This window comes from Burkholderiales bacterium (assembly GCA_015075645.1).
In the GTDB taxonomy this organism is placed as follows: domain Bacteria; phylum Pseudomonadota; class Gammaproteobacteria; order Burkholderiales; family Casimicrobiaceae; genus VBCG01.
Genome location: JABTUF010000005.1, coordinates 143,172 through 163,562, shown reverse-complemented (window position 1 = coordinate 163,562; position 20,391 = coordinate 143,172). Strand labels below are relative to the sequence as shown.

The 20,391-nt window shown below is 71.8% G+C and carries 20 protein-coding genes; 18 read left to right on the top strand and 2 right to left on the bottom strand.

Annotation, left to right across the window (positions count from 1 at the left end; translation table 11 throughout):
- Positions 1 to 6: 6 nt before the first annotated feature.
- From HS109_13995 to HS109_13945, 11 genes are all read left to right on the top strand, one after another.
- A complete protein-coding gene (locus tag HS109_13995) occupies positions 7 to 3,231 on the top strand; it encodes an efflux RND transporter permease subunit (GenBank protein ID MBE7523481.1) in 3,225 nt (1,074 codons plus the stop codon).
- A 47-nt stretch (positions 3,232 to 3,278) separates the two neighbouring features.
- Positions 3,279 to 4,382 (top strand): 3,4-dihydroxy-2-butanone-4-phosphate synthase, encoded by a 1,104-nt coding sequence (gene ribB, locus HS109_13990; GenBank protein MBE7523480.1) that lies wholly within the window; start codon positions 3,279 to 3,281, stop codon positions 4,380 to 4,382.
- An 8-nt stretch (positions 4,383 to 4,390) separates the two neighbouring features.
- Entirely contained in the window at positions 4,391 to 4,852 is a 462-nt protein-coding gene (locus tag HS109_13985; protein ID MBE7523479.1) for a 6,7-dimethyl-8-ribityllumazine synthase, read from the top strand.
- Positions 4,833 to 5,282 carry a transcription antitermination factor NusB gene (nusB, locus tag HS109_13980; protein ID MBE7523478.1) on the top strand — a complete coding sequence of 150 codons (450 nt, stop codon included), beginning with the start codon at positions 4,833 to 4,835 and terminating at the stop codon, positions 5,280 to 5,282. Before HS109_13985 ends, nusB begins: the two co-directional genes overlap by 20 nt.
- A 10-nt stretch (positions 5,283 to 5,292) precedes the next feature.
- Positions 5,293 to 6,327, top strand: coding sequence for an ABC transporter substrate-binding protein (locus HS109_13975; protein ID MBE7523477.1), 1,035 nt, complete (start codon positions 5,293 to 5,295; stop codon positions 6,325 to 6,327).
- Entirely contained in the window at positions 6,324 to 7,304 is a 981-nt protein-coding gene (thiL, locus tag HS109_13970; GenBank protein MBE7523476.1) for a thiamine-phosphate kinase, read from the top strand. Before HS109_13975 ends, thiL begins: the two co-directional genes overlap by 4 nt.
- Positions 7,301 to 7,804, top strand: a complete 504-nt coding sequence (locus tag HS109_13965) for a phosphatidylglycerophosphatase A (GenBank protein MBE7523475.1) — start codon at positions 7,301 to 7,303, stop codon at positions 7,802 to 7,804. The genes thiL and HS109_13965 overlap by 4 nt, the downstream gene beginning before the upstream one ends.
- Positions 7,801 to 8,559: a GNAT family N-acetyltransferase gene (locus tag HS109_13960; protein MBE7523474.1), complete on the top strand. Its 759-nt coding sequence runs from the start codon at positions 7,801 to 7,803 to the stop codon at positions 8,557 to 8,559. Before HS109_13965 ends, HS109_13960 begins: the two co-directional genes overlap by 4 nt.
- Positions 8,550 to 9,068 carry a CinA family protein gene (locus HS109_13955; protein ID MBE7523473.1) on the top strand — a complete coding sequence of 173 codons (519 nt, stop codon included), beginning with the start codon at positions 8,550 to 8,552 and terminating at the stop codon, positions 9,066 to 9,068. Before HS109_13960 ends, HS109_13955 begins: the two co-directional genes overlap by 10 nt.
- 287 nt (positions 9,069 to 9,355) lie before the next feature.
- The gene (recA, locus tag HS109_13950) at positions 9,356 to 10,387 is read left to right on the top strand and encodes a recombinase RecA (GenBank protein MBE7523472.1); all 1,032 of its coding nucleotides are present in this window, start codon (positions 9,356 to 9,358) and stop codon (positions 10,385 to 10,387) included.
- Positions 10,388 to 10,412: 25 nt separating this feature from the next.
- Positions 10,413 to 10,904 (top strand): regulatory protein RecX, encoded by a 492-nt coding sequence (locus HS109_13945; GenBank protein ID MBE7523471.1) that lies wholly within the window; start codon positions 10,413 to 10,415, stop codon positions 10,902 to 10,904.
- 244 nt (positions 10,905 to 11,148) lie between these two features.
- Here the strand turns inward: HS109_13945 and HS109_13940 are convergent, their stop codons facing one another.
- Positions 11,149 to 11,541, bottom strand: coding sequence for a hypothetical protein (locus HS109_13940; GenBank protein MBE7523470.1), 393 nt, complete (start codon positions 11,539 to 11,541; stop codon positions 11,149 to 11,151).
- A gap of 214 nt (positions 11,542 to 11,755) precedes the next feature.
- On the opposite strand from HS109_13940, the gene alaS reads away from it, so the two are divergent.
- From alaS to HS109_13905, 7 genes are all read left to right on the top strand, one after another.
- Positions 11,756 to 14,386 (top strand): alanine--tRNA ligase, encoded by a 2,631-nt coding sequence (gene alaS, locus HS109_13935; protein ID MBE7523469.1) that lies wholly within the window; start codon positions 11,756 to 11,758, stop codon positions 14,384 to 14,386.
- A gap of 130 nt (positions 14,387 to 14,516) precedes the next feature.
- Positions 14,517 to 15,545: a U32 family peptidase gene (locus HS109_13930; GenBank protein MBE7523468.1), complete on the top strand. Its 1,029-nt coding sequence runs from the start codon at positions 14,517 to 14,519 to the stop codon at positions 15,543 to 15,545.
- On the top strand, positions 15,542 to 16,438 hold the full coding sequence (locus tag HS109_13925; protein MBE7523467.1) for a U32 family peptidase: 897 nt from the start codon (positions 15,542 to 15,544) through the stop codon (positions 16,436 to 16,438). The genes HS109_13930 and HS109_13925 overlap by 4 nt, the downstream gene beginning before the upstream one ends.
- Entirely contained in the window at positions 16,435 to 16,902 is a 468-nt protein-coding gene (locus tag HS109_13920) for an SCP2 sterol-binding domain-containing protein (protein MBE7523466.1), read from the top strand. Before HS109_13925 ends, HS109_13920 begins: the two co-directional genes overlap by 4 nt.
- Before the next feature lie 49 nt (positions 16,903 to 16,951).
- Positions 16,952 to 18,232, top strand: a complete 1,281-nt coding sequence (locus tag HS109_13915; protein ID MBE7523465.1) for a DUF3422 domain-containing protein — start codon at positions 16,952 to 16,954, stop codon at positions 18,230 to 18,232.
- 55 nt (positions 18,233 to 18,287) lie between these two features.
- On the top strand, positions 18,288 to 18,728 hold the full coding sequence (locus tag HS109_13910; protein ID MBE7523464.1) for a PaaI family thioesterase: 441 nt from the start codon (positions 18,288 to 18,290) through the stop codon (positions 18,726 to 18,728).
- Entirely contained in the window at positions 18,725 to 19,609 is an 885-nt protein-coding gene (locus HS109_13905; protein MBE7523463.1) for an alpha/beta hydrolase, read from the top strand. Before HS109_13910 ends, HS109_13905 begins: the two co-directional genes overlap by 4 nt.
- Positions 19,610 to 19,705: 96 nt before the next feature.
- On the opposite strand, the gene HS109_13900 is transcribed toward HS109_13905, so the two are convergent.
- On the bottom strand, positions 19,706 to 20,389 hold the full coding sequence (locus tag HS109_13900; GenBank protein ID MBE7523462.1) for an ABC transporter permease subunit: 684 nt from the start codon (positions 20,387 to 20,389) through the stop codon (positions 19,706 to 19,708).
- Positions 20,390 to 20,391 lie beyond the last annotated feature (2 nt).

Genomic DNA, 20,391 nt, shown 5'->3' with positions numbered 1-20,391 from the left:
ACGACCGTGGACCGGACCCCGCCGCCCGCGACGGGCGATCGCGCGCGCTTCAACCTGTCCGAATGGGCGCTCGCGCACCGTCCGCTCGTGCGCTACCTGATCGTCGTCTGCGCGATCTTCGGCGCGTTCGCCTACGCGATGCTCGGCCAGTCCGAGGATCCGCCGTTCACCTTCAAGGTGATGGTGGTGAAGACGAACTGGCCCGGCGCCTCCGCCCGCGAGGTCGAGGAGCAGCTCACCGACCGCATCGAGCGCAAGCTGCAGGAGGTGCCCGGCGTCGACTGGGTGCGCAGCAACAGCAAGCCGGGCGAATCGCTCGTGTTCTTCGCGGTCAAGGATTCCGCGCCGGCCGCGCAGGTGCCGGAGACCTGGTACCAGGTGCGCAAGAAGGTCGGCGACATCCGCGGCACGCTGCCCGCCGGCATCCAGGGCCCGTACTTCAACGACGAGTTCGGCGACACCTACATGGCGATCTACGCGATCGCGGGCGAGGGGTTCGCGTACCGCGACCTCAGGACTTTCGGCGACAAGGTCCGCGCCGAGCTCCTGCGGGTCCCGGAGGTCGCGAAGGTCGACTTCATCGGGGCCCAGGAGGAGAAGGTCTTCGTCGAACTGGCGAACGCGAAGCTCGCGACGCTAGGCCTCGCGCCCGCGCAGATCGCGCAGACGCTCGCCGCCCAGAACGCGATCGCGGCGGCGGGAACGCTCGAGACGTCGACCGACCGCATCGTGCTGCGCCCGTCGGGGGCGTTCGACTCGCTCGACGCGATCCGCGAAACCTCGATCCGCGCCGGCGGACGGGTGTTCCGGCTGGGCGACATCGCCACGGTGACGCGCGGCTACGCCGATCCGCCGAAGCAGCGGATGCGGGTGCAGGGCCGCGAGGCGCTGGGACTCGGCATCACGATGGCCGCGGGGGGCGATGTGATCCGGCTCGGGCGTGCGCTCGATCAGCGGATCGGGCAGCTGCGGGCGCAACTGCCGGTCGGCGTCGACATCGTCGAGGTCGCGAGCATGCCGGTCGCGGTCGACCGCTCGATCCGGGAGTTCGTGCGCTCGCTCGCGGAGGCGGTGCTGATCGTGCTCGCCGTGTCGCTCGTGAGCCTCGGCCTTCGCACCGGGCTCGTGGTCGCGGTCTCGATCCCGCTGGTGCTCGCGATGACCTTCCTCGGGATGTGGCTCCTCGACATCGGACTCCACAAGATCTCGCTCGGCGCGCTGATCCTGTCGCTCGGGCTGCTCGTCGACGACGCCATCATCGCGGTCGAGATGATGGCGATCAAGCTCGAGCAGGGTTTCGACCGCGTGCGCGCCGCGGGCTTCGCCTACACCTCCACCGCGTTCCCGATGCTGACCGGGACGCTCGTCACCGTCGCGGGCTTCCTGCCGATCGCGCTCGCGAAGAGCTCGACCGGCGAGTACACGCGCTCGATCTTCCAGGTCTCGTCGCTGGCGCTCGTGGCCTCGTGGATCGTGGCGGTGGTCGTGATTCCGTACCTCGGGTACACGATGCTGCCGTCGGGCGAGGCGCTGCACCGTCCGTCGTTCATGGCGCGGCTTCGCGCGAGGCTCCTGCGGCGTCCCTTGCCCCTGCCCCGTGACCACGGGCCGGGCGACCCGGAAGCGGTGTACCGCACGCCGTTCTACCTGCGACTGCGCGCGACGATCTCGTGGTGCGTCGTCCATCGCTGGATCGTGATCGGCGCGACGCTCGCGGCGTTCGCCGCGTCGATCGCGTTGTTCCGGTTCGTGCCGCAGCAATTCTTCCCGTCGTCGTCGCGGCCGGAGCTCATCGTCGACCTGCGCCTGCCGGAAGGCAGCTCGGTCGAGGCGACGCTCGCCCAGGCGAAGAAGATGGAGCGGATCCTCGAGGGCGAGGACGGCGTCGCGAGCTTCGTCGCCTACGTCGGGGCCGGCAGTCCGCGCTTCTACCTGCCGCTCGACCAGCAGCTCGAGCAGGCGAACCTCGCGCAGTTCGTCGTCGTGGCCGCGACGAACGCCGGGCGGGAGCGGCTTCGCGCGCGGCTCATCGAGCGATTCGCGAGCGACTTCCCCGAGTTGCGCGGGCGTGTCTCGCGGCTCGAGAACGGGCCGCCGGTCGGCTTCCCGGTGCAGTTCCGCGTCTCGGGCGAGGACATCGGCGAAGTGCGCCGCATCGCACGCGAGGTCGCTTCGGTAGTGCGCGAGGATGCCGGAACCTCCGACGTGCAGTTCGACTGGGACGAGCCCTCGAAGACGATCCGGCTCGTCGTCGACCAGGACAAGGCGCGGCTCCTGGGCCTCACGTCGCAGGACGTCGCCGCCTTCCTGAACAACGCGGTGTCCGGCGTCACGGTGACGCAGTTCCGCGAGCGCGACCAGCTGATCGACGTGGTGATCCGCGGGACGCGCGACGAGCGCGCGCGGGTCTCGTTCCTCAAGGACCTCGCGATGCCGTCGCCGTCGGGCAGGCCGGTGCCGATCACCCAGCTCGCGGAGCTGCGCTACGAACTGGAGGATGGGGTGGTCTGGCGGCGCGACCGCCTGCCGACGATCACGGTGCGCGCCGACGTTCGCGGTGACGCGCAGGGACCCGACGTCGCGCGCCGCATCGACCCGAAGCTCGCGGGCTTGCGCGCGGCGCTGCCGCTCGGCTACCGCATCGACATGGGCGGCGCGGTCGAGGATTCGGCGAAGGGGCAGAAGTCGATCGCGGCGGGCGTGCCGCTGATGCTCGTCACGATCCTCACGCTCCTCATGATCCAGTTACGGAGCTTCGCGCGCACGCTGATGGTCGTGCTGACCGCGCCGCTCGGGCTCATCGGCGTCGTCGCGGCGCTGCTCGCATTCGGCCAGCCGTTCGGTTTCGTCGCGATGCTCGGCACCATCGCGCTCTCCGGCATCATCATGCGCAACTCGGTGATCCTGGTCGACCAGATCGACCGCGACATCGCCGAGGGCGCGAGCGCGCGGGACGCGATCGCGTCGGCGACGGTGCGCCGCTTCCGTCCGATCGTGCTGACCGCCGCGGCGGCGGTGCTGGCGCTGATCCCGCTCACGCGGAGCGACTTCTTCGGGCCGATGGCGGTCGCGATGATGGGCGGCCTCGTCGTCGCGACCGTGCTGACGCTCGTGTTCCTGCCCGCGCTCTATGCGGCGTGGTTTCGGGTGGGTGAGGCACCCGCTTCGGCGGACGAGCCGCCGCGCCGGCCCGGCGAGCTGCATCCGGCGCGCCATCCCGCGGCGGCGTGACGCTGGCCGCGGAGTAGAATGAGCGTTGCCCACCGGGGAGTCGCATCATGGCGCTTGCTTCCGTTCCGGAGATCGTGGCCGAACTCAAGGCCGGCCGCATCGTCGTGCTGGTCGACGACGAGGACCGCGAGAACGAGGGCGACCTCGTGTTCGCCGCCGATTTCGTCACGGCCGAGAAGGTCAACTTCCTCGCGAAGCACGGCCGCGGCCTGATCTGCATGCCGATCGCCGCCACGCAGGCCGAGCGCCTGCGCCTGACGCCGATGGCCGCGCGCAACCGCTCGGTGCACGGCACCAACTTCACGCAGTCGATCGAAGCGGCGACCGGCATCGCCACCGGCATCTCGGCGGCCGACCGCGCGCGCACGATCGAGGTCGCCTCGCGGCCGGATGCCTCCGCGGACGACGTGGTCCAGCCCGGGCACGTGTTCCCGTTGATCGCGCAGGAAGGCGGCGTGCTGGTGCGCGCCGGCCACACCGAGGCCTGCTGCGACCTCATGCGGCTCGCCGGCCTCAACCCGTCGGCGGTGCTGTGCGAGATCATGAACGACGACGGCACGATGGCGCGGCTGCCGGAGCTCGAGCGCTTCGCCGACCACCACGGGCTCAAGGTCGGCGCGATCGCCGACCTGATCCACTACCGCAGCCGCACCGAGAAGCTGGTCGAGCGCATGGCCGAGCGGCCGATCACGACGCCGCACGGCGCGTTCCGCCTCGTCGTCTACCGCGACAAGCTTACCGACGCGACCCACCTCGCGCTGGTGCGCGGACCGCTCGCCCCCGACGTCGAGACGCTGGTGCGCGTGCACGAGCCGCTGTCGGTGATCGACCTCCTCGACGTCCACGACACGACCCACTCGTGGACGATCCCGGCCTCGATGGAGGCGGTGGCTGCGTCCGGTCGCGGCGTGATCGTGCTCCTGCACCGGCCGGAGACGCCGCAGGAATTGCGCCGCCGCGCGCTGTCGAGCGAACCGCTGGCCGCGCCGAAGACCGACCTCCGCAACTACGGCATCGGGGCGCAGATCCTGCGCGACCTGAACGTGGGACGCATGCGCCTGCTCGCGAGGCCGCGCAAGATGCCCTCGATGACCGGCTTCGACCTCGAAGTCACCGGTTACCTCGACGCGCCCGCGCGCGCCGCGGGCTGAAGCGGGCCATGGCGCGCCGCATCGCCCCCTCGAGCGCCGGCGCCGGACGCCGCGTCGCGATCGTGCTGTCCCGGTTCAACCCGGCGATCGGCGAAGGCCTCCTCGCCGGTGCGCTCCGCGCGCTCGCAGAAGCGGGCGTCGCCGACGACGACGTGCTGATCGTCTCGGTGCCCGGCGCGCTCGAAGTGCCGCTCGCGTTGCAGCGGCTCGCGCAGGGCGGCGACTACGACGCGCTGGTGGCGCTCGGCGCGGTGATCCGCGGCGAGACCTACCACTTCGAGATCGTCGCCAACGAGTCGGCGTCCGGCGTGTCGGGCGTGATGCTCGAGTTCGGCACGCCGATCGGCAACGGCATCCTGACCTGCGAGACCGACGCCCAGGCCGAGGCCCGCATGGACACGAAGGGCTACGAGGCGGCGCAGGCCGCGCTCGAACTCGCGAACCTCTCCGATGCTCTCGACGACGCCTAGGTCCGCGGCGCGCCGTCGCTCGCGCGAACTCGTGCTGCAGGGCCTCTACCAGCGCCGGCTCGCGGACAACGCGCCCGACGACGTGCGCGTCCAACTCGAGACGAGCAAGGGCTACGAGCGCGCCGACGCCGCGTACTTCGACGCGATGTGGCGTGCCCTCGCCGCGGGGGCTGACGCGCGGGTCGAGCGGCTCGCGCCGCTCCTCGACCGCAAGCCGGCGGAACTCTCGCCGATCGAGCGCGCGATCCTCGCGATCGGCGCCTGGGAACTCGACGAGCGCCCGGAGATTCCCTACCGCGTGGTGATCAACGAGGCGGTGGAACTCGCGAAGTCCTACGGCGGCACCGACGGGCACAAGTTCGTCAACGGCGTGCTCGACCGCCACGCGGCGAGCGTGCGCGCGGCCGAAGTGGCCGCGCGCGCGCGCTGAGGCGCCCGTCATGCGCGCACCGGCGGCGCTCCTCGCCGCGCTCGCCGCCGCGGCCGTGTTCGCGGCGCCGGCCGCGTCGGCGCAACGTTCGCTCGTCGTCACCTGCAGCCACGACGCCGACGCGTGCGAACTCGCGGCGAAGACCTACGAGCGCGAGACCGGGGTGTCGGTCGCGATCACGCGCAAGCCGACCGGCGAGGCCTACGCGCAGATCCGCGCGGAGCGGGAGAACCCCCGTTCCGACGTCTGGTACGGCGGCACGATCGACCCGCTGCTGCAGGCCGCCGCGGAAGGTCTCCTCGAACCCTACCGCTCGCCGCGACTCGTCGAACTCGCGCCCTGGGCGCGGGAGGCCACCGAGCGCAGCGGCTTCCGCGTCGCCGCGATCTACCGGATCGTCCTGGGGTTCGGATCGAATCCCGCGCTCGTCGCGAAGCGGGGCGCCACGGCGCCGCGCTGCTGGGCCGACCTCACGGGCGAGGCGTGGCGTCACGACGTCGAGCTCTCCAATCCGGTGACGAGCGGCACCGGCTACACCATCCTGGCGACGCTCGTGACGCTCTACGGCGAGGACGGCGCGTTCGCCTACCTGAAGCGGCTCGCGCCCAACGTGGTGCGCTACACGCAGTCCGGGACGGCGCAGGGGCCCTCGGTCGCGCGCGGCGAGGTCGCGGTCGGCGTGTCGTTCGTGCACGAGTTCGTCACCCAGCAACTCGCCGGCTTTCCGGTGGAGATCACGATTCCCTGCGAGGGCACCGGCGCCGCGCTCGGCGGCATGGCGATCGTCGCCGGCGCGCCGCATCCGCGCGAGGCGCGCGCGTTCTACGACTGGGCGCTCGGCCGCGACGCGCAGGAGCTCGCCAACCGCACGCGGAACCTGATCGTGCCGGCCAATGCGACCGCGACGATCCGGCCCGAGGCCGCCCGGTTCGCGCAGGTCCCGACGCTCGACGTCGATCCGATGCGCTTCTCGCAGCCGGAACTGCGCAAGCGGCTGCTCGCCCGCTGGCAGCGCGAGATCGGCGACGTCGCCCTCCGGCGATGAACGAGTTCGCGCTGATCGACCGGCACTTCCGGCGCGCGTCGCGCGATCCCTCGGTGCGGGTGGGCATCGGCGACGACGCCGCCGTCCTCGCTCCGTCGCCTGGCGCCGAACTGGTTCTGGCGGTCGACATGATGGTCGAGGGCCGCCACTTCCTCGCCGGCGCGGATCCGGCCGCGCTCGGGCACAAGGTCCTCGCAGTCAACCTGTCGGACCTCGCGGCGATGGGGGCACGGCCGCGCTGGGCGCTCCTCGCCGGCGCGCTCCCGGACGCCGACGACGCGTGGCTCACCGCGTTCACGCGCGGGCTCTTCGCGCTGGCGGGGGAGCACGACGTCGCGCTCGTCGGCGGCGACACGACGCGCGGTCCGCGCAACCTGTGTATCACGATCGTGGGCGAAGTGCCTGCGGGGACGGCGATCCTGCGGAGCGGCGCCGCGTCCGGCGACGACCTCTGGGTGTCGGGGACGCTGGGCGACGCGATGCTGGGACTCGCCGCGCTCAAGGGGCGTGTCGCGCTCGACCACGCGTCGCGCACCTCCTGCATCGCGCGCCTCGAACGGCCGACGCCGCGCGTCGCGCTCGGCATTGCGCTTCGCGGCATCGCCTCGGCGATGCTCGACGTCTCCGACGGACTCACCGGCGACCTCGCCCACCTCGCCTCGGCCTCGCGCGTCGGTGCGATCGTCGAGCTCGCCCGGGTGCCGCGGACCGGCGCGCTCGACCGGCTGCTGCGCGGCGACGATCGTGCGCTCGCGCTCGCCATGGTCCTGGCGGGAGGCGACGACTACGAACTCGTGTTCGCCGCGCCTGTGGCGCTGCGCTCGCGCGTCGAAGCCGCGGGACGGGGCGCGAACGTGGCGGTGACACGCATCGGGCGTGTCGTCGAGGGCGCGGGCGTGGTCGTGCACGACGAGGCCGGCGTGCCGTTCGAAACGCTGCCGCGCGCATTCGACCACTTCGCCGCCGACCGCGCATGAAGGGCGCGCCGCCGACGGCCGCGTTCCTGTTCCGCCACCCCGCGCATTTCCTCGCGCTGGGTTTCGGCGCGGGCCTCGCGCCCTTCGCGCCCGGCACCTTCGGCACCGCCGTCGCGATTCCGCTCGCCTTCCTGCTCGCGCGCTCCGGCGACGCGGGTTACGCGGTCGGCACGCTCGTCCTGTTCGCGGCGGGAGTGTGGGCAGCGTCGGTCACCGCGCGCGACCTCCGCGTGCCCGACCACGGCGCGATCGTGATCGACGAGGTGGTCGCGTTCCTCGCCGTGCTGTTCTTCACCGGCCTCGACCCGGTGTCGATCGGTCTCGCGTTCCTGCTGTTCCGCTTCTTCGACATCGTGAAGCTCCCGCCGGCGCGCGCGATCGACCGCGCGTGGCACGGCGGGCTGGGGACGATGCTGGACGACGTCGTCGCGGCGGGCTACGCGCTCCTCGCGTTCGCGCTCCTCGTGCGCGCGGCCGGCGCGCTGGGGCTCACCCGGTGATCGACGCGCGCCGCATCGAGGAGGCGGGGCTGAACGCGCTGCAGACGCAGCGCCAGCTCTTCTACGACGGCTGGGTCCTGCGCTTGTCGCCGGGCAAGGCGAAGCGCGGACGCAGCGTCAACCCGCAATACGGCAGCACCTTGCCGCTCGACGACAAGATCGGCCACTGCGAAGCCGTGTATCGCGAACGCGAACTGCCGGCGATCTTCCGCATCACGCCGTTCGCCACACCGTCGTCGCTCGTTCCGGCCCTCGAGGCGCGAGGCTACCGGCGCTTCGACCCCACGCTCGTGCAGGTGGCGCCGCTCGACGGCGCCGAGATTCCGGCACCGCAGGTGCCCGACGTGACGGTGGTCGAGCCCGGCGCGGCGGCGTTCGTCGATGCGGTGGCCGACCTGCGCGGATCGCCGCAGGTGCAGCGCGACGCGCATCGCGAACGACTCGCGCAGTCGCCGCTCGACGCGCGCTACGCCGTCGCACGCGTCGACGGCGTCGTCGTGGCCGCGGCCAAGGCGGCGCGTGAAGGGGAGATCGTCGGCGTCTTCGACGTGGTCACGTCGTCCTCGCACCAGCGCCGGGGCATCGCGACGATGCTCGTCGCGCGCCTCCTCGCGCGCGCGTGGGAACGCGGCGCGCGTGTCGCGTACCTGCAGGTCGACGCGGGCAACGCGCCGGCGATCGAGGTGTACCGGCGCTTCGGGTTCGCGACGCTCTACGAGTACGTCTATTTCGGCCGGGACGGCGAATGCCGGTGACCCCGTCGGGCGTGTCCGCGATCCTCTGTGCGGCGAGCGCGCTGGTGGAGGCGCTGCGGTCGCGCCGCTGGTTCCTCGCGACGGCGGAGTCGTGCACCGGCGGCGGCGTCGCCCAGGCGGTGACCTCGATCGCAGGCAGTTCGGAGGTGTTCGACCGGGGCTTCGTCACCTACACCGACCGATCGAAGGTCGAGATGCTCGGGGTGCCTCGGGCGCTGCTCGAAGCCCATGGCGCGGTGTCGGAGGCGGTCGCGCGCGCGATGGCGGACGGCGCGCTTCGCGCGAGCCGTGCGGACGTCGCGGTCGCCGTGACCGGCATCGCCGGACCCGGCGGCGGGACACCCGGAAAGCCGGTCGGCATGGTCTGCTTCGCCTGGGCGACCCGGGACGGAGCGGGGGGGGTGCGGACCCGGCACCTGCCGGGCGGCCGCGGGGCGGTCCGGGAGGCGTCGGTCAGGATCGCGCTCGAAGGGGTGATCGCATTGGCGTCGGGATCGCCGCCGGAATAGCGGCATTCGGGCGACCCCGGGCCAGAGGCGGGCGGCAGGTCCAGCGTCGGTCCGTTCGGCGCCCCGGCCCGATCAGGCACCTCTGGCCAGAAGCGCGCCATCGGCCGGACGGATTAGGCCGGAAGACCCCTTCCATCGAACGATCGTTCCATGGAATAATGGCTGGCATCGGCGGGCACATCCCGCCGGCGGCCCGCGGCAGGGGCCGGCCGGCGCCCCGGCGGACCCTCGTCACCAGGACCCTCGGGAGGCACATCATGGACGACCGGACCCACGGAAAGACGATCATGGACGACCAGAAGAGCAAGGCGCTGGCGGCGGCGCTCCAGCAGATCGAGAAGCAGTTCGGCAAGGGCTCGATCATGAAGATGGGCGACGCGCAGGTGCAAAACGACCTGTCCGTCGTCTCGACCGGCTCGCTCGGTCTCGACATCGCGCTCGGCATCGGCGGCCTGCCCCGCGGGCGCATCGTCGAGATCTACGGGCCCGAATCGTCGGGCAAGACGACGCTGTGCCTGCAGGTCGTCGCGGAAGTGCAGAAGGCGGGCGGCGTCGCCGCGTACATCGACGCCGAGAACGCGCTCGACCCGGCCTACGCAGGCAAGCTCGGCGTCGACGTCGCCGACCTCCTGATCTCCCAGCCCGACACCGGCGAGCAGGCGCTCGAGATCGCGGACATGCTCGTTCGCTCGGGCGGCGTCGACGTCATCGTGATCGACTCGGTCGCCGCGCTGGTGCCGAAGGCGGAGATCGAGGGCGAGATGGGCGACCAGCTCCCCGGCCTGCAGGCGCGGCTGATGAGCCAGGCGCTGCGCAAGCTCACCGCGAACATCAAGCGCGCGAACGTGCTCGTGATCTTCATCAACCAGATCCGGATGAAGATCGGCGTGATGTTCGGCAATCCGGAGACGACCACCGGCGGCAACGCGCTCAAGTTCTACGCGTCGGTGCGTCTCGACATCCGCCGCATCGGCGCGATCAAGAAGGGCGAGGAGGTGGTCGGCAACGAGACCCGCGTCAAGGTCGTGAAGAACAAGGTCGCCCCGCCGTTCCGGGAGGCGCTGTTCGACATCCTCTACGGCGAGGGCATCTCGCGCGAGGGCGAGATCGTCGAACTGGGCGTCACCCACCGGATCGTCGAGAAGTCCGGCGCCTGGTACGCGTACGGCGGCGACAAGATCGGCCAGGGCAAGGACAACGCGCGCGAGTACCTGAAGGAACACCCGGAGGTCGCCGACGAGATCGAAGGCAAGATCCGCGCGGCGGTCGGCGTGCCGGTCCCCGGCCAGATCAAGCCGGTGGCGGACGACGGCGCGTAGCGGGCGGGTCCGGCGGCCACCGCCCATGCGCCGCACGCCGTCGCGAAGCGCGGATCGCACGCCGCCTTCCGCGCTCTCGACGGCGGTGCGCATGCTCGCCCGACGCGAGTACGCCCGCGCGGAGCTGCGCGCCCGGCTCATCGCGCGCGGCGTGAGCGAGGAGGCCGCCGATGCCGCGCTCGACGAACTCGCCGGGCGCGGGTTCCTGTCGGACGCCCGTTACGCGGAGGCGCTCGTCGCCCGAAAGGCCGGCCGCTGGGGCGCTCGCGCGATCGCGCATGAACTGCGCGAGAAGGGCGTCGAGGCAGGCGCAGCGTCGTCGGCGCTCGCATCGCTCGCGGGCCGCGACGAGGTCGTCGAGGCGCTCGCGCTGCTGCGCACTCGCTACGATGCGCCGCCGAAAGACGAGCGCGGGAAGGCGCGCCAGGTTCGCTTCCTGCTCGCACGCGGCTACGCGATGTCGGTCGCGCTGAAGGCGCTTCGCGCCCTCGGCTCGAAGGATCCGGACGCTCGGTGACGTGCGAACCGCATCGTACCCTGGCGCCCCCGGCGCAACGAGTTGCCGCGATTGGCGCGCGTGTCCGCCTTGCCTGACACCCAGTTGCTGCATCGGCGCCCGATGCGCCGCCACCGCAGACTCCGCCGCAGCTGACCTCTGTCCTCTGACTGCTGTCTCCTGATCCCGGCGCCCGATGCGCCGCCACCGCAGACTCCGCCGCAGCTGACCTCTGTCCTCTGACTCCTGTCTCCTGACCCCTGAATCATCCCGGCGGAGCGTTCGTCGCCGGCAGCCCGCGCAAGCGCATGCCGGGAGGCAGCGCGATCAGTTCGAGCTTCACGAGGCGTGCCGTGATCGCGCCCTGGGTGCGGCCGTGGGCACGGGCGAGTTCGGTCACCCCCATCCCCGCGGCATGCGCTTGCGCGAGCAGGGCGTCCTCGGCGGCCGACCACGGCCGGCCGGCGTTCGCCCGGTCGGGCGGCGCGCCGGACAGGCTCGCCGGCCGCGGAACTTCGAGGGCATCGATCGCTGCGCACACGACGCGCAGGAAGTCGGTGCGCTGCGCCGGATGATCGGGCGTTAGCAGCGCGCCGCTGCCCGGGTCGACGCCGTCGCGCCATGCGGCGAGCGAGCGCAAGAGGTCTTCTCGTTCCATCGTCGTTCCCTCATCCGGGTCCGTGCGCGGGACGGGCGGCCCGAAGTGGGCTCCCGTCCGCCGCGCACCACCTGATCCGAGGATGCGCGCCGCGCCATTCGGGCGCCTTCGTCCATCCGGCCGAGCCCTTGGGTACGGCGTGCGCCGCGGAGTAGAATCCAACCCTTTGATTTGCCGGCGCGAACCCTCCACCCCGCGCGCCGCCCGGACCCCCATGACCGCCGCCGAGATCCGCCGCAAGTTCGTCGAGTACTTCGTCTCGAAGGGGCACACGCACGTCGCCTCGTCGTCGCTCGTGCCCGGCAACGACCCGACGCTGCTCTTCACCAACTCCGGGATGGTCCAGTTCAAGGACGTGTTCCTGGGTCACGACAAGCGCGCCTACGTGCGCGCGACGACCGCGCAGCGCTGCGTGCGCGCCGGCGGCAAGCACAACGACCTCGAGAACGTGGGCTACACGGCCCGCCACCACACGTTCTTCGAGATGCTCGGCAATTTCAGCTTCGGCGACTATTTCAAGCGCGACGCGATCCGCTACGCGTGGGAACTGCTGACCGTCATCTACGAGCTGCCGGCGGAGAAGCTGTGGGTGACGGTCTACATCGACGACGACGAGGCGTTCGACGTCTGGGCGAACGAGGTCGGCGTCCCGCGCGAGCGCATCGTGCGCATCGGCGACAACAAGGGTGCGAAGTACGCCTCCGACAACTTCTGGCAGATGGCAGACACCGGTCCCTGCGGCCCCTGCTCGGAGATCTTCTACGACCACGGCCCCGACGTCGCGGGCGGCCCGCCCGGATCGCCCGACGCGGACGGCGACCGCTACATCGAGATCTGGAACCTGGTGTTCATGCAGTTCAACCGCGACGCGCAGGGCAACATGACGCCGCTGCCGAAGCCCTGCGTCGACACCGGCATGGGGCTCGAGCGCCTCGCCGCGGTGCTGCAGCACGTGCACTCGAACTACGAGATCGACCTCTTCGTCGACCTGATCGGCGCCGCGGCGCGCGAGACCGGCACGAAGGACCTGGGCTCGCCCAGCCTGCGGGTGATCGCCGACCACATCCGCGCCTGCGCCTTCCTCGTCGTCGACGGCGTGATCCCGGGCAACGAGGGCCGCGGCTACGTGCTGCGCCGGATCATCCGCCGCGCGATCCGCCACGGCTACCAGTTGGGCCAGCGCCAGCCGTTCTTCTACCGCCTCGTCGACGAACTCGACCGGCTGATGGGCGAGGCCTACCCGGAACTGCGGCGCGAGAGGGTCCGCGTCGCGCAGGTGCTGAAGACCGAGGAGGAGCGTTTCGGCGAGACGATCGTCCACGGCATGACGATCCTCGACGCGGCGATCGGCGACATGCGTCGCGCGAAGCGCACGGTGCTCGACGGCGGGACGGCGTTCACGCTCTACGACACCTACGGCTTCCCGTTCGACCTGACCGCCGACGTGCTGCGCGGCCACGGCTACACGGTCGACGAGCCGGCGTTCGACCGCGCGATGGACGCGCAGCGCGAACGCGCGCGCGCCGCGTCGCAGTTCAAGGCCGGAGGGACGCTCGCCTACGACGGCCCGAAGACGAAGTTCGACGGCTACGACTCGCTGACCGCGGAGGCGCGTGTCGTCGCGCTCTACCGGGACGGCGCGAGCGTCGAGTCGATCTCCACCGGCGATCGCGGCGTCGTGGTGCTCTCGCGCACGCCGTTCTACGCCGAGTCGGGCGGCCAGGTCGGCGACCGCGGCGAGCTCTCGCGAACCGGCGCGTGCCTGACGCTCTTCGCGGTCCTCGACACGCAGAAGATCCAGCCCGACGTGATCGGCCACCTGGGCGAGGTGAAGAACGGCGAGATCAAGGTGGGCGACACGCTGGGCGCGAGCGTCGACGGCGAGGCGCGCGGGCGCACGATGCGCAACCACTCGGCGACGCACCTGATGCACAAGGCGCTGCGCGAGGTGCTGGGCGCGCACGTCCAGCAGAAGGGCTCGCTCGTCGACGCCGAGCGCACGCGCTTCGACTTCGCGCACCACGCGCCGATGAGCGACGACGAGATCCGCCGCGTCGAGGCGATCGTCAACGCCGAGATCCTCGGCAACACCCCGACGCAGGCGCGCACGATGCCGATCGGCGACGCGCAGAAGGAGGGTGCGATGATGCTGTTCGGCGAGAAGTACGGCGACGAAGTCCGCGTGCTCGACATCGGAACGTCGCGCGAACTGTGCGGTGGCACGCACGTCGCGCGCACCGGCGACATCGGCATGTTCAAGGTGACCGGCGAGGGCGGTGTCGCCTCCGGCATCCGCCGCATCGAGGCGACGACCGGCAAGGGCGCGCTCGCGTGGGTCCAGGCGCAGGAGCGCGCGCTCGCGGGCGTAGCGGCCGCGCTCAAGGCGCCGGTCGGCGAACTGGAGGCGCGCATCGCGCAGCTGACCGAACAGGCGCGCGCCGCGGAGCGCGAACTCGCGAAGCTCAAGGCGAAGGCGGCGTCCTCGGCCGGCGACGATCTCGCCGGCGGCGCGGCGGACGTGGGCGGCGTCAAGGTCGTCGCGGCCACGATCGACGGCGGGGATGCGAAATCGTTGCGCGAGACGGTCGACAAGCTCAAGGAGAAGCTAAGGAGCGCGGCGATCGTTCTCGGCAGCGTCGCCGAAGGCAAGGTGACGCTGATCGCGGGCGTGACCGGCGACCTGACCGCGAAGGTGAAGGCGGGCGAACTCGTCAACCACGTCGCTACGCAGGTCGGCGGCAAGGGCGGCGGGCGGCCCGACATGGCGCAGGCGGGCGGCACCGATCCGGCGGCGCTGCCGGCGGCGCTCGAGTCGGTGCGCGGCTGGGTGGCGCAGCGGCTCTGACGCCGCAACGACGAATCCCCGCGTGCTGGCGCGGTGCGACGCCGTGCCGCTTGACCCCGATCAAGGCCCGCGAGGGCCCTGACGCGCGACGATCGCTGCGGCCGCGGCGATGCTGCCGCGGCGCCTCGCGATGCCCGCCGCCGTTTCCCCTTCCGTCCGACGTCCCGAACTCGTGTGCCCCGCCGGCGGCCTGCCGGCGTTGAAGGCCGCGGTCGACCACGGCGCGGACTGCGTCTACGTCGGCTTCCGCGACGAGACCAACGCGCGCGCGTTCGCCGGGCTCAACTTCGACGACGCGACGATGCGCGAGGGCGTCGCCTACGCCCACCGCCGCGGACGCAAGGTGCTCGTCGCGCTCAACACGTTTCCGTCGACCGCGGCGTTCGCGCGCTGGACCCGCGCCGTCGATCGCGCCGCGGATCTCGGCGTCGACGCGATCATCTGCGCGGATGCGGCGCTCCTCGACTACGCGGCGCGCACGCACCCGGATCTTCGCCTTCACCTGTCGGTGCAGGCCTCCGCCACCAACCACGAGGCGATCGAGTGGTACCGCGAGCGCTTCGGCGTGCGTCGCGCGGTGCTGCCGCGCGTGCTCTCGATCGCGCAGGTCGAGCACACGGTCGCATCCACCGGCGTCGAGATCGAGGTGTTCGGCTACGGCAGCCTGTGCGTGATGGTCGAGGGCCGCTGCGCGCTGTCCGCCTATGCGACCGGCGAATCGCCCAACTGCCAGGGCGTCTGCTCGCCGGCGAAGGCGGTGCGCTGGGAGCCGCACGCGAACGGCATGCGCACGCGCCTGAACGGCTTCCTGATCGACGCGTTCGAGGGCGACGAGCGCCCCGGCTACCCGACGCTGTGCAAGGGGCGCTTCGACGTGAACGGCGAGGTGTACTACGCGCTGGAGGAGCCGACGAGCCTCAACACGCTCGACCTCCTGCCCGAACTTCTGCGCATCGGCGTCGCCGCGATCAAGATCGAGGGCCGGCAGCGTTCTCCCGCGTACGTCGCGCAGGTCGCACGCACCTGGCGCGAGGCGATCGACGCCTGCGTCGCGACGCCGGAGGCCTTCGCGGCGCTGCCGCGCTGGCACGCCGACCTCGACGCGCTCGCCGAGGGCCAGGCGCAGACGCTCGGCGCCTACTCGCGGCCGTGGCGATGAAGCTCGCGCTCGGACCGCTGCAGTACTACTGGCCGCGCCGGTCGGTGCTCGACTTCTACGCGGACGTGGCGTCGTCGCAAGTGGACATCGTGTACTTGGGCGAGACCGTCTGCTCGCGCCGCCACGAACTGCGCCTGCCCGACTGGATCGAGATCGCCGGCATGCTCGCGTCCGCCGGCAAGGAAGCGGTGCTCTCGACGCTGCCGCTGATCGAGGCGGAGGCCGACCTGCGCCTAGTGCGCAAGCTCGCGGAGCAGCGGAGCTTCCGCGTCGAGGCGAACGACCTGGGCGCCGTACGCATCCTCGCGGCGCGCGGCGGGGGCCTGCCGTTCGTCGCGGGCGCGTCGCTGTCGATCTACTCGGCCCGGATGCTCGAACTCGTCGCGCGCGAAGGCGCGACGCGCTGGGTGGGCCCGGCCGAATTGTCGTCCACGGCGATCTCCGAGATCGTCGCGGGCGCGCCGGCGGGGGTCGAGACGGAAGTGCTGGCGCACGGACGGCTGCCGCTCGCCTATTCGGCGCGTTGCTTCACCGCGCGCCACCACGGACTGCAGAAGGACGCCTGCGAGTATCGCTGTCTCGGGCTCTCCGACGGCATCGATCTCAAGACCCGCGAAGGCGCGCCGTTCCTGACGATCAACGGCACGCAGACGCAGTCGGCGGGCGTCTACACGCTGCTCGCCGAACTCGACGCGCTCGCCGCCGCCGGTGTCGGCGTCGTGCGCGTGAGTCCGCAGGGCGAGGGCACGTTCGAGGTGCTCGCCGCCTTCCGCGACGCGATCGACGGGAAGCGGCGGCCCGCGGAGGCGTTCGCCGATGTTCGAACGCACTTCCCCGGCGCGCCCTGCAACGGCTTCTGGCACGGCCGCGCCGGCGTCGAGCACGTCGCATGACCGCGCCAGCCCGACCGCCGCGCTTCACCGTTCCCGCGCCGGTCGCGTGGGTGGTCTCGCGACTGCCCGCGATGCCGCCGTCGTTCGCGCTCGCGCGCGCGCTCGACTTCGGCGTCGGGCGCATCGTGTCGCGCGAGCAGGTCGCCCCGCTCGCCGGCAGGCGGTTCGCGCTCGTCGTGCGCGACCTCGACCTCGCGATGCACGTCGCGTCGACGCCTGCGGGCTTCCGCGCGTCATGGCCGCCGCACGCACCCGACGTGACGATCGCGGCCACACTCGCCGACTTCATCGCGCTCGCCCGCCGCGAGGAAGACCCCGACACGCTCTTCTTCGCGCGTCGCCTCTCGATCGAGGGCGACACCGAACTCGGCCTCACGCTCAAGAACCTGCTCGACGGCATCGACTGGGACGCGATCGTCGCGCGCCTGCCGCCGCTCCTCCGCTATCTGCGCCCGGCCCGCTGACGCCGCCCGGGGGATCGCGCGCGCGCCGGGCGCGCGCTACCATCGGCCGATGCGCGCCCGCCCGATCGACGACCCGCAACGGCGGGTCCTCCACGACGAGATCCACGCGCGGCCGCCGGCGCGGCTCCTGACGCCGGAGCGCGTCGGGCACCTGGCGCTGCGCATTCCGCCCGGCGAGGCGGCCGCCGAGGAAGCCGCGCTCCGCTCGCTCGCGCTCCAGCACGGGCTTCCGGAGCCGGCGTTCGCATCCGGGTACCTGTGGCTCGACTGCGGCGCCTACCGGCTCAAGTGGGAGCGGCACACCGAGTACTCCGGATTCACCGTGTTCCGCGCGATCGGCGACGACGCGAGCGCGGATGCGAGCGCGTTCGACGAGGTGCCCGCGGTCTGGCGCGCGCGCCTGCCGGGCACGACGATCGTCCATGCCGAAGTCGACGTGCGCGACGGCACGGGGACCGACATCGCGGCGGAGGTGGCCGCCTTCGGGGACGCCTCGATCATCGGCGCGCGCGTGTCGGGCGGGTCGGGCATCGTGCTCACCGATCTGCGCATGGACGAAGAGGGCTGCACGCGCTTCGCCGTGTACGACGTCTCGCTCACCGGCCGGCAGGCCGGCCGTATCGTGCAGCGCCTGCTCGAGATCGAGACCTACCGGATGATGGCGCTGCTCGCGTTCCCGGTCGCTCGCGAGTCCGGCGCGCTCCTCGGCGACGCCGAGCGCCGCCTTTCCGCGATCACGGCGCGGATGGTCGCGACGACGCCCGCCGACGAGGGCGCGCTGCTCGACGACCTGATGCGGCTCGCGGCGGAGGTCGAGGAACGCGATGCCGCGACGCGCTTCCGCTTCGGCGCGGCGCACGCCTACCACGACCTCGTGCGCCAGCGCATCGCCGAGTTGCGCGAGGAGCGCCTGCCGGGCGTGCAGACGATGCAGGAGTTCATGGAACGCCGGCTCGCGCCGGCGATGGCGACCTGCAGTTCCGCGGCGCGCCGCCAGGACGAACTCTCGGCCCGGATCGCGCGCGCGGGACAACTGCTGCGCACCAAGGTCGAGGTCGCGCTGCAGCGGCAGAACCGGTCGCTGCTCGAGTCGATGAACCGCCGCGCGCGCCTCCAGTTGCGGCTGCAGCAGACGGTCGAAGGCCTCTCGATCGCGGCGATCACCTACTACGTCGCGGGGCTCGTCGGGTACCTCGCCAAATCCGCGAAGGCGCTGGGCGTGCCGGTCGAACCGGAACTCGCCGTCGGCGCCTCGATTCCGATCGTCGCCCTCGCGCTCGCCCTCGCGTTGCGCCGCGTTCGTCGCGGCCTCGACGGCCCCGCGGCCTGATCGGCCGCGCGCCGATCCGGTATCCTGCGCAGTTCGAGTTCACGGGAACGATCGCATGAACGACGCGCACTTCACCCGCATGGCGGCGAGCCTCCGGCAGCGGGGCGACGGACGTCTGCCGGGACTCGTCGGCTTCCGGTTCGTGTCGGTGGCGCAGGGCCGCCTCGACGCCGAGCTCGACATCCGTGCAGACCTCCTCGCGCCCAACGGCTACCTGCACGCCGCGACGGTCATCGCGCTCGCCGACACCGCATGCGGCTACGGCTGCCTCGCGCACCTGCCCGACGACGACCACAACTTCACGACGGTCGAACTCAAGTGCAATTTCCTGTCGACGGCACGCGAGGGCACGCTCGCGTGCGTCGCGACCGCAACGCACCTCGGCCGCACGACGCAGGTGTGGGACGCGGTGGTGACGCGCAAGGCCGATGGCGCGAAGCTCGCGTTGTTCCGCTGCACGCAGATGGTGCTGCCGCCGCGCCGGAGCGCGGCATGACGGGCGGTCCGGTGTCGGGCGACGGCTCGCGCGCGCGGCACGTCGAGTGCCTCGCGGGCGGGAAGCTCCACCGCCTCGCCTACCGCGAGTGGGGCGATCCGGGCAACCCGCGCGTCGCGGTGTGCGTCCACGCGCTGACGCGCAACTCGCGCGACTTCGGGCCGCTCGCGCGCGCGCTTGGCCCCCGCTGGCGGGTCGTCGCGCCCGACATGCCCGGGCGCGGTGCGAGCGACCGCCTCGCCGATCCGATGCTCTACCAGGTGCCGACCTACGTCGCCGACGCGATCACGCTCCTCGCGCGCCTGAACGTCGAGGAGGTCGCCTGGGTCGGGATCTCGCTCGGCGCGCTGATGGGCATGACGATCGCGGCGATGGATCGCACGCCGATCCGCCGGCTGGTCGTGAGCGACGCCGGGCCGGTGCTCGCGCGCGCCGCGCTCGAGCGCATCGCGGGTTATGTCGGCGTCGCGACGTCGTTCCCGAACTACGATGCGGCATTCGCGGCGATCCGCGCGATCAGTGAACCGTTCGGGCCGCACAGCGACGACGAGTGGCGCTTCCTCGTCGACAACGTCCTCGTGCGGCGTCCCGACGGCACCTGGACGCTGCACTACGATCCGGCGATCGCGATCCCGTTTCGCGCGGGGCTCGCGGTTCCGGGCGACGTCGACCTGTGGAGCATCTTCGACGCGATCCGCGCGCCCACGCTCGTCCTGCGCGGCGAGCGCTCGGATCTCCTGTCGGCGGACACCGCGCGGCAGATGACCGAGCGGGGACCGAAGGCCGAACTCGTCACGCTGCCCGGCGTCGGGCACGCGCCGACGCTCGTGCCTGCGGCGCAGATCGAAGTCGTGCGGGCGTTCCTCGAGTCGCGGCGATAGCGAACCGTAGTTTCCGACCGAACGTCATTGATGTTGTGGCAGCCGAAGCCCGGACCGCGCCCCCGCTGCAGCGATTCCGCCCGACGAACGGGTCGATCAATGCGCCCTTCCGCGCTGAAGCGTCCGAACGAACGTCGATGCGGCAAAGCAGATGACGAAGTAGACTGCGCCCGCGAATAGCAGCATCTCCACGATCCGTCCGTCGCGCTCCCCGATGCCGTATGCGCGCCCGAAGAAGTCGGCCAACGCGCTGACGTAGACGAGGGCGGTGTCCTGGAACAGGACCACGACCTGGGTGACGAGCAGCGGGGTCATGTTCCGGAACGCCTGCGGCAGCACGATCAGCCGCATGACCTGGACGTGGGTCATCCCGAGTGCCTGTGCGGCATGGAACTGGCCGCGGGGAATGCTCTGGATGCCCGCCCGGATGATCTCCGAGAAGTAGGCCGCTTCGAACAGCGAGAACGCCACGAGCGCGGACGCCATCCGGACGTCGGTGGTGGGCGACAGGCCGAACACCGATTGCAGGACCTGAGGGACGACGAGGAAGAACCACAGGAGCACCAGCACCAGCGGTATGGACCGGAACGTGTTGACGTAGAGCTTGGCCGACGCCGAGAGCGCGGTCCAGGGCGCGAGGCGCATCAGCGCGATGGCGGTCCCCAGCATGACCCCGACCAGCACCGCGACGCCGGTGATCTTCAGCGATACCAGCATGCCCTCCCCGAGCAGGGCGAGGGTGTTCGCGTCGATCTTGCTGAAGTCGAGCTGGTAGGCCATCG

Coding starts and splice junctions, on each gene's coding strand:
- HS109_13905 (MBE7523463.1), top strand. CDS start 18,725: ATGACGGGCGGTCCGGTGTCGGGCGACGGCTCGCGCGCGCGGCACGTC.
- HS109_13945 (MBE7523471.1), top strand. CDS start 10,413: ATGCGCCGCACGCCGTCGCGAAGCGCGGATCGCACGCCGCCTTCCGCG.
- thiL (MBE7523476.1), top strand. CDS start 6,324: ATGAACGAGTTCGCGCTGATCGACCGGCACTTCCGGCGCGCGTCGCGC.
- HS109_13910 (MBE7523464.1), top strand. CDS start 18,288: ATGAACGACGCGCACTTCACCCGCATGGCGGCGAGCCTCCGGCAGCGG.
- HS109_13915 (MBE7523465.1), top strand. CDS start 16,952: ATGCGCGCCCGCCCGATCGACGACCCGCAACGGCGGGTCCTCCACGAC.
- HS109_13930 (MBE7523468.1), top strand. CDS start 14,517: ATGCCCGCCGCCGTTTCCCCTTCCGTCCGACGTCCCGAACTCGTGTGC.
- HS109_13900 (MBE7523462.1), bottom strand. CDS start 20,389: ATGGCCTACCAGCTCGACTTCAGCAAGATCGACGCGAACACCCTCGCC.
- HS109_13975 (MBE7523477.1), top strand. CDS start 5,293: ATGCGCGCACCGGCGGCGCTCCTCGCCGCGCTCGCCGCCGCGGCCGTG.
- HS109_13925 (MBE7523467.1), top strand. CDS start 15,542: ATGAAGCTCGCGCTCGGACCGCTGCAGTACTACTGGCCGCGCCGGTCG.
- HS109_13940 (MBE7523470.1), bottom strand. CDS start 11,541: ATGGAACGAGAAGACCTCTTGCGCTCGCTCGCCGCATGGCGCGACGGC.
- ribB (MBE7523480.1), top strand. CDS start 3,279: ATGGCGCTTGCTTCCGTTCCGGAGATCGTGGCCGAACTCAAGGCCGGC.
- HS109_13955 (MBE7523473.1), top strand. CDS start 8,550: ATGCCGGTGACCCCGTCGGGCGTGTCCGCGATCCTCTGTGCGGCGAGC.
- HS109_13965 (MBE7523475.1), top strand. CDS start 7,301: ATGAAGGGCGCGCCGCCGACGGCCGCGTTCCTGTTCCGCCACCCCGCG.
- recA (MBE7523472.1), top strand. CDS start 9,356: ATGGACGACCAGAAGAGCAAGGCGCTGGCGGCGGCGCTCCAGCAGATC.
- HS109_13985 (MBE7523479.1), top strand. CDS start 4,391: ATGGCGCGCCGCATCGCCCCCTCGAGCGCCGGCGCCGGACGCCGCGTC.
- nusB (MBE7523478.1), top strand. CDS start 4,833: ATGCTCTCGACGACGCCTAGGTCCGCGGCGCGCCGTCGCTCGCGCGAA.
- HS109_13920 (MBE7523466.1), top strand. CDS start 16,435: ATGACCGCGCCAGCCCGACCGCCGCGCTTCACCGTTCCCGCGCCGGTC.
- alaS (MBE7523469.1), top strand. CDS start 11,756: ATGACCGCCGCCGAGATCCGCCGCAAGTTCGTCGAGTACTTCGTCTCG.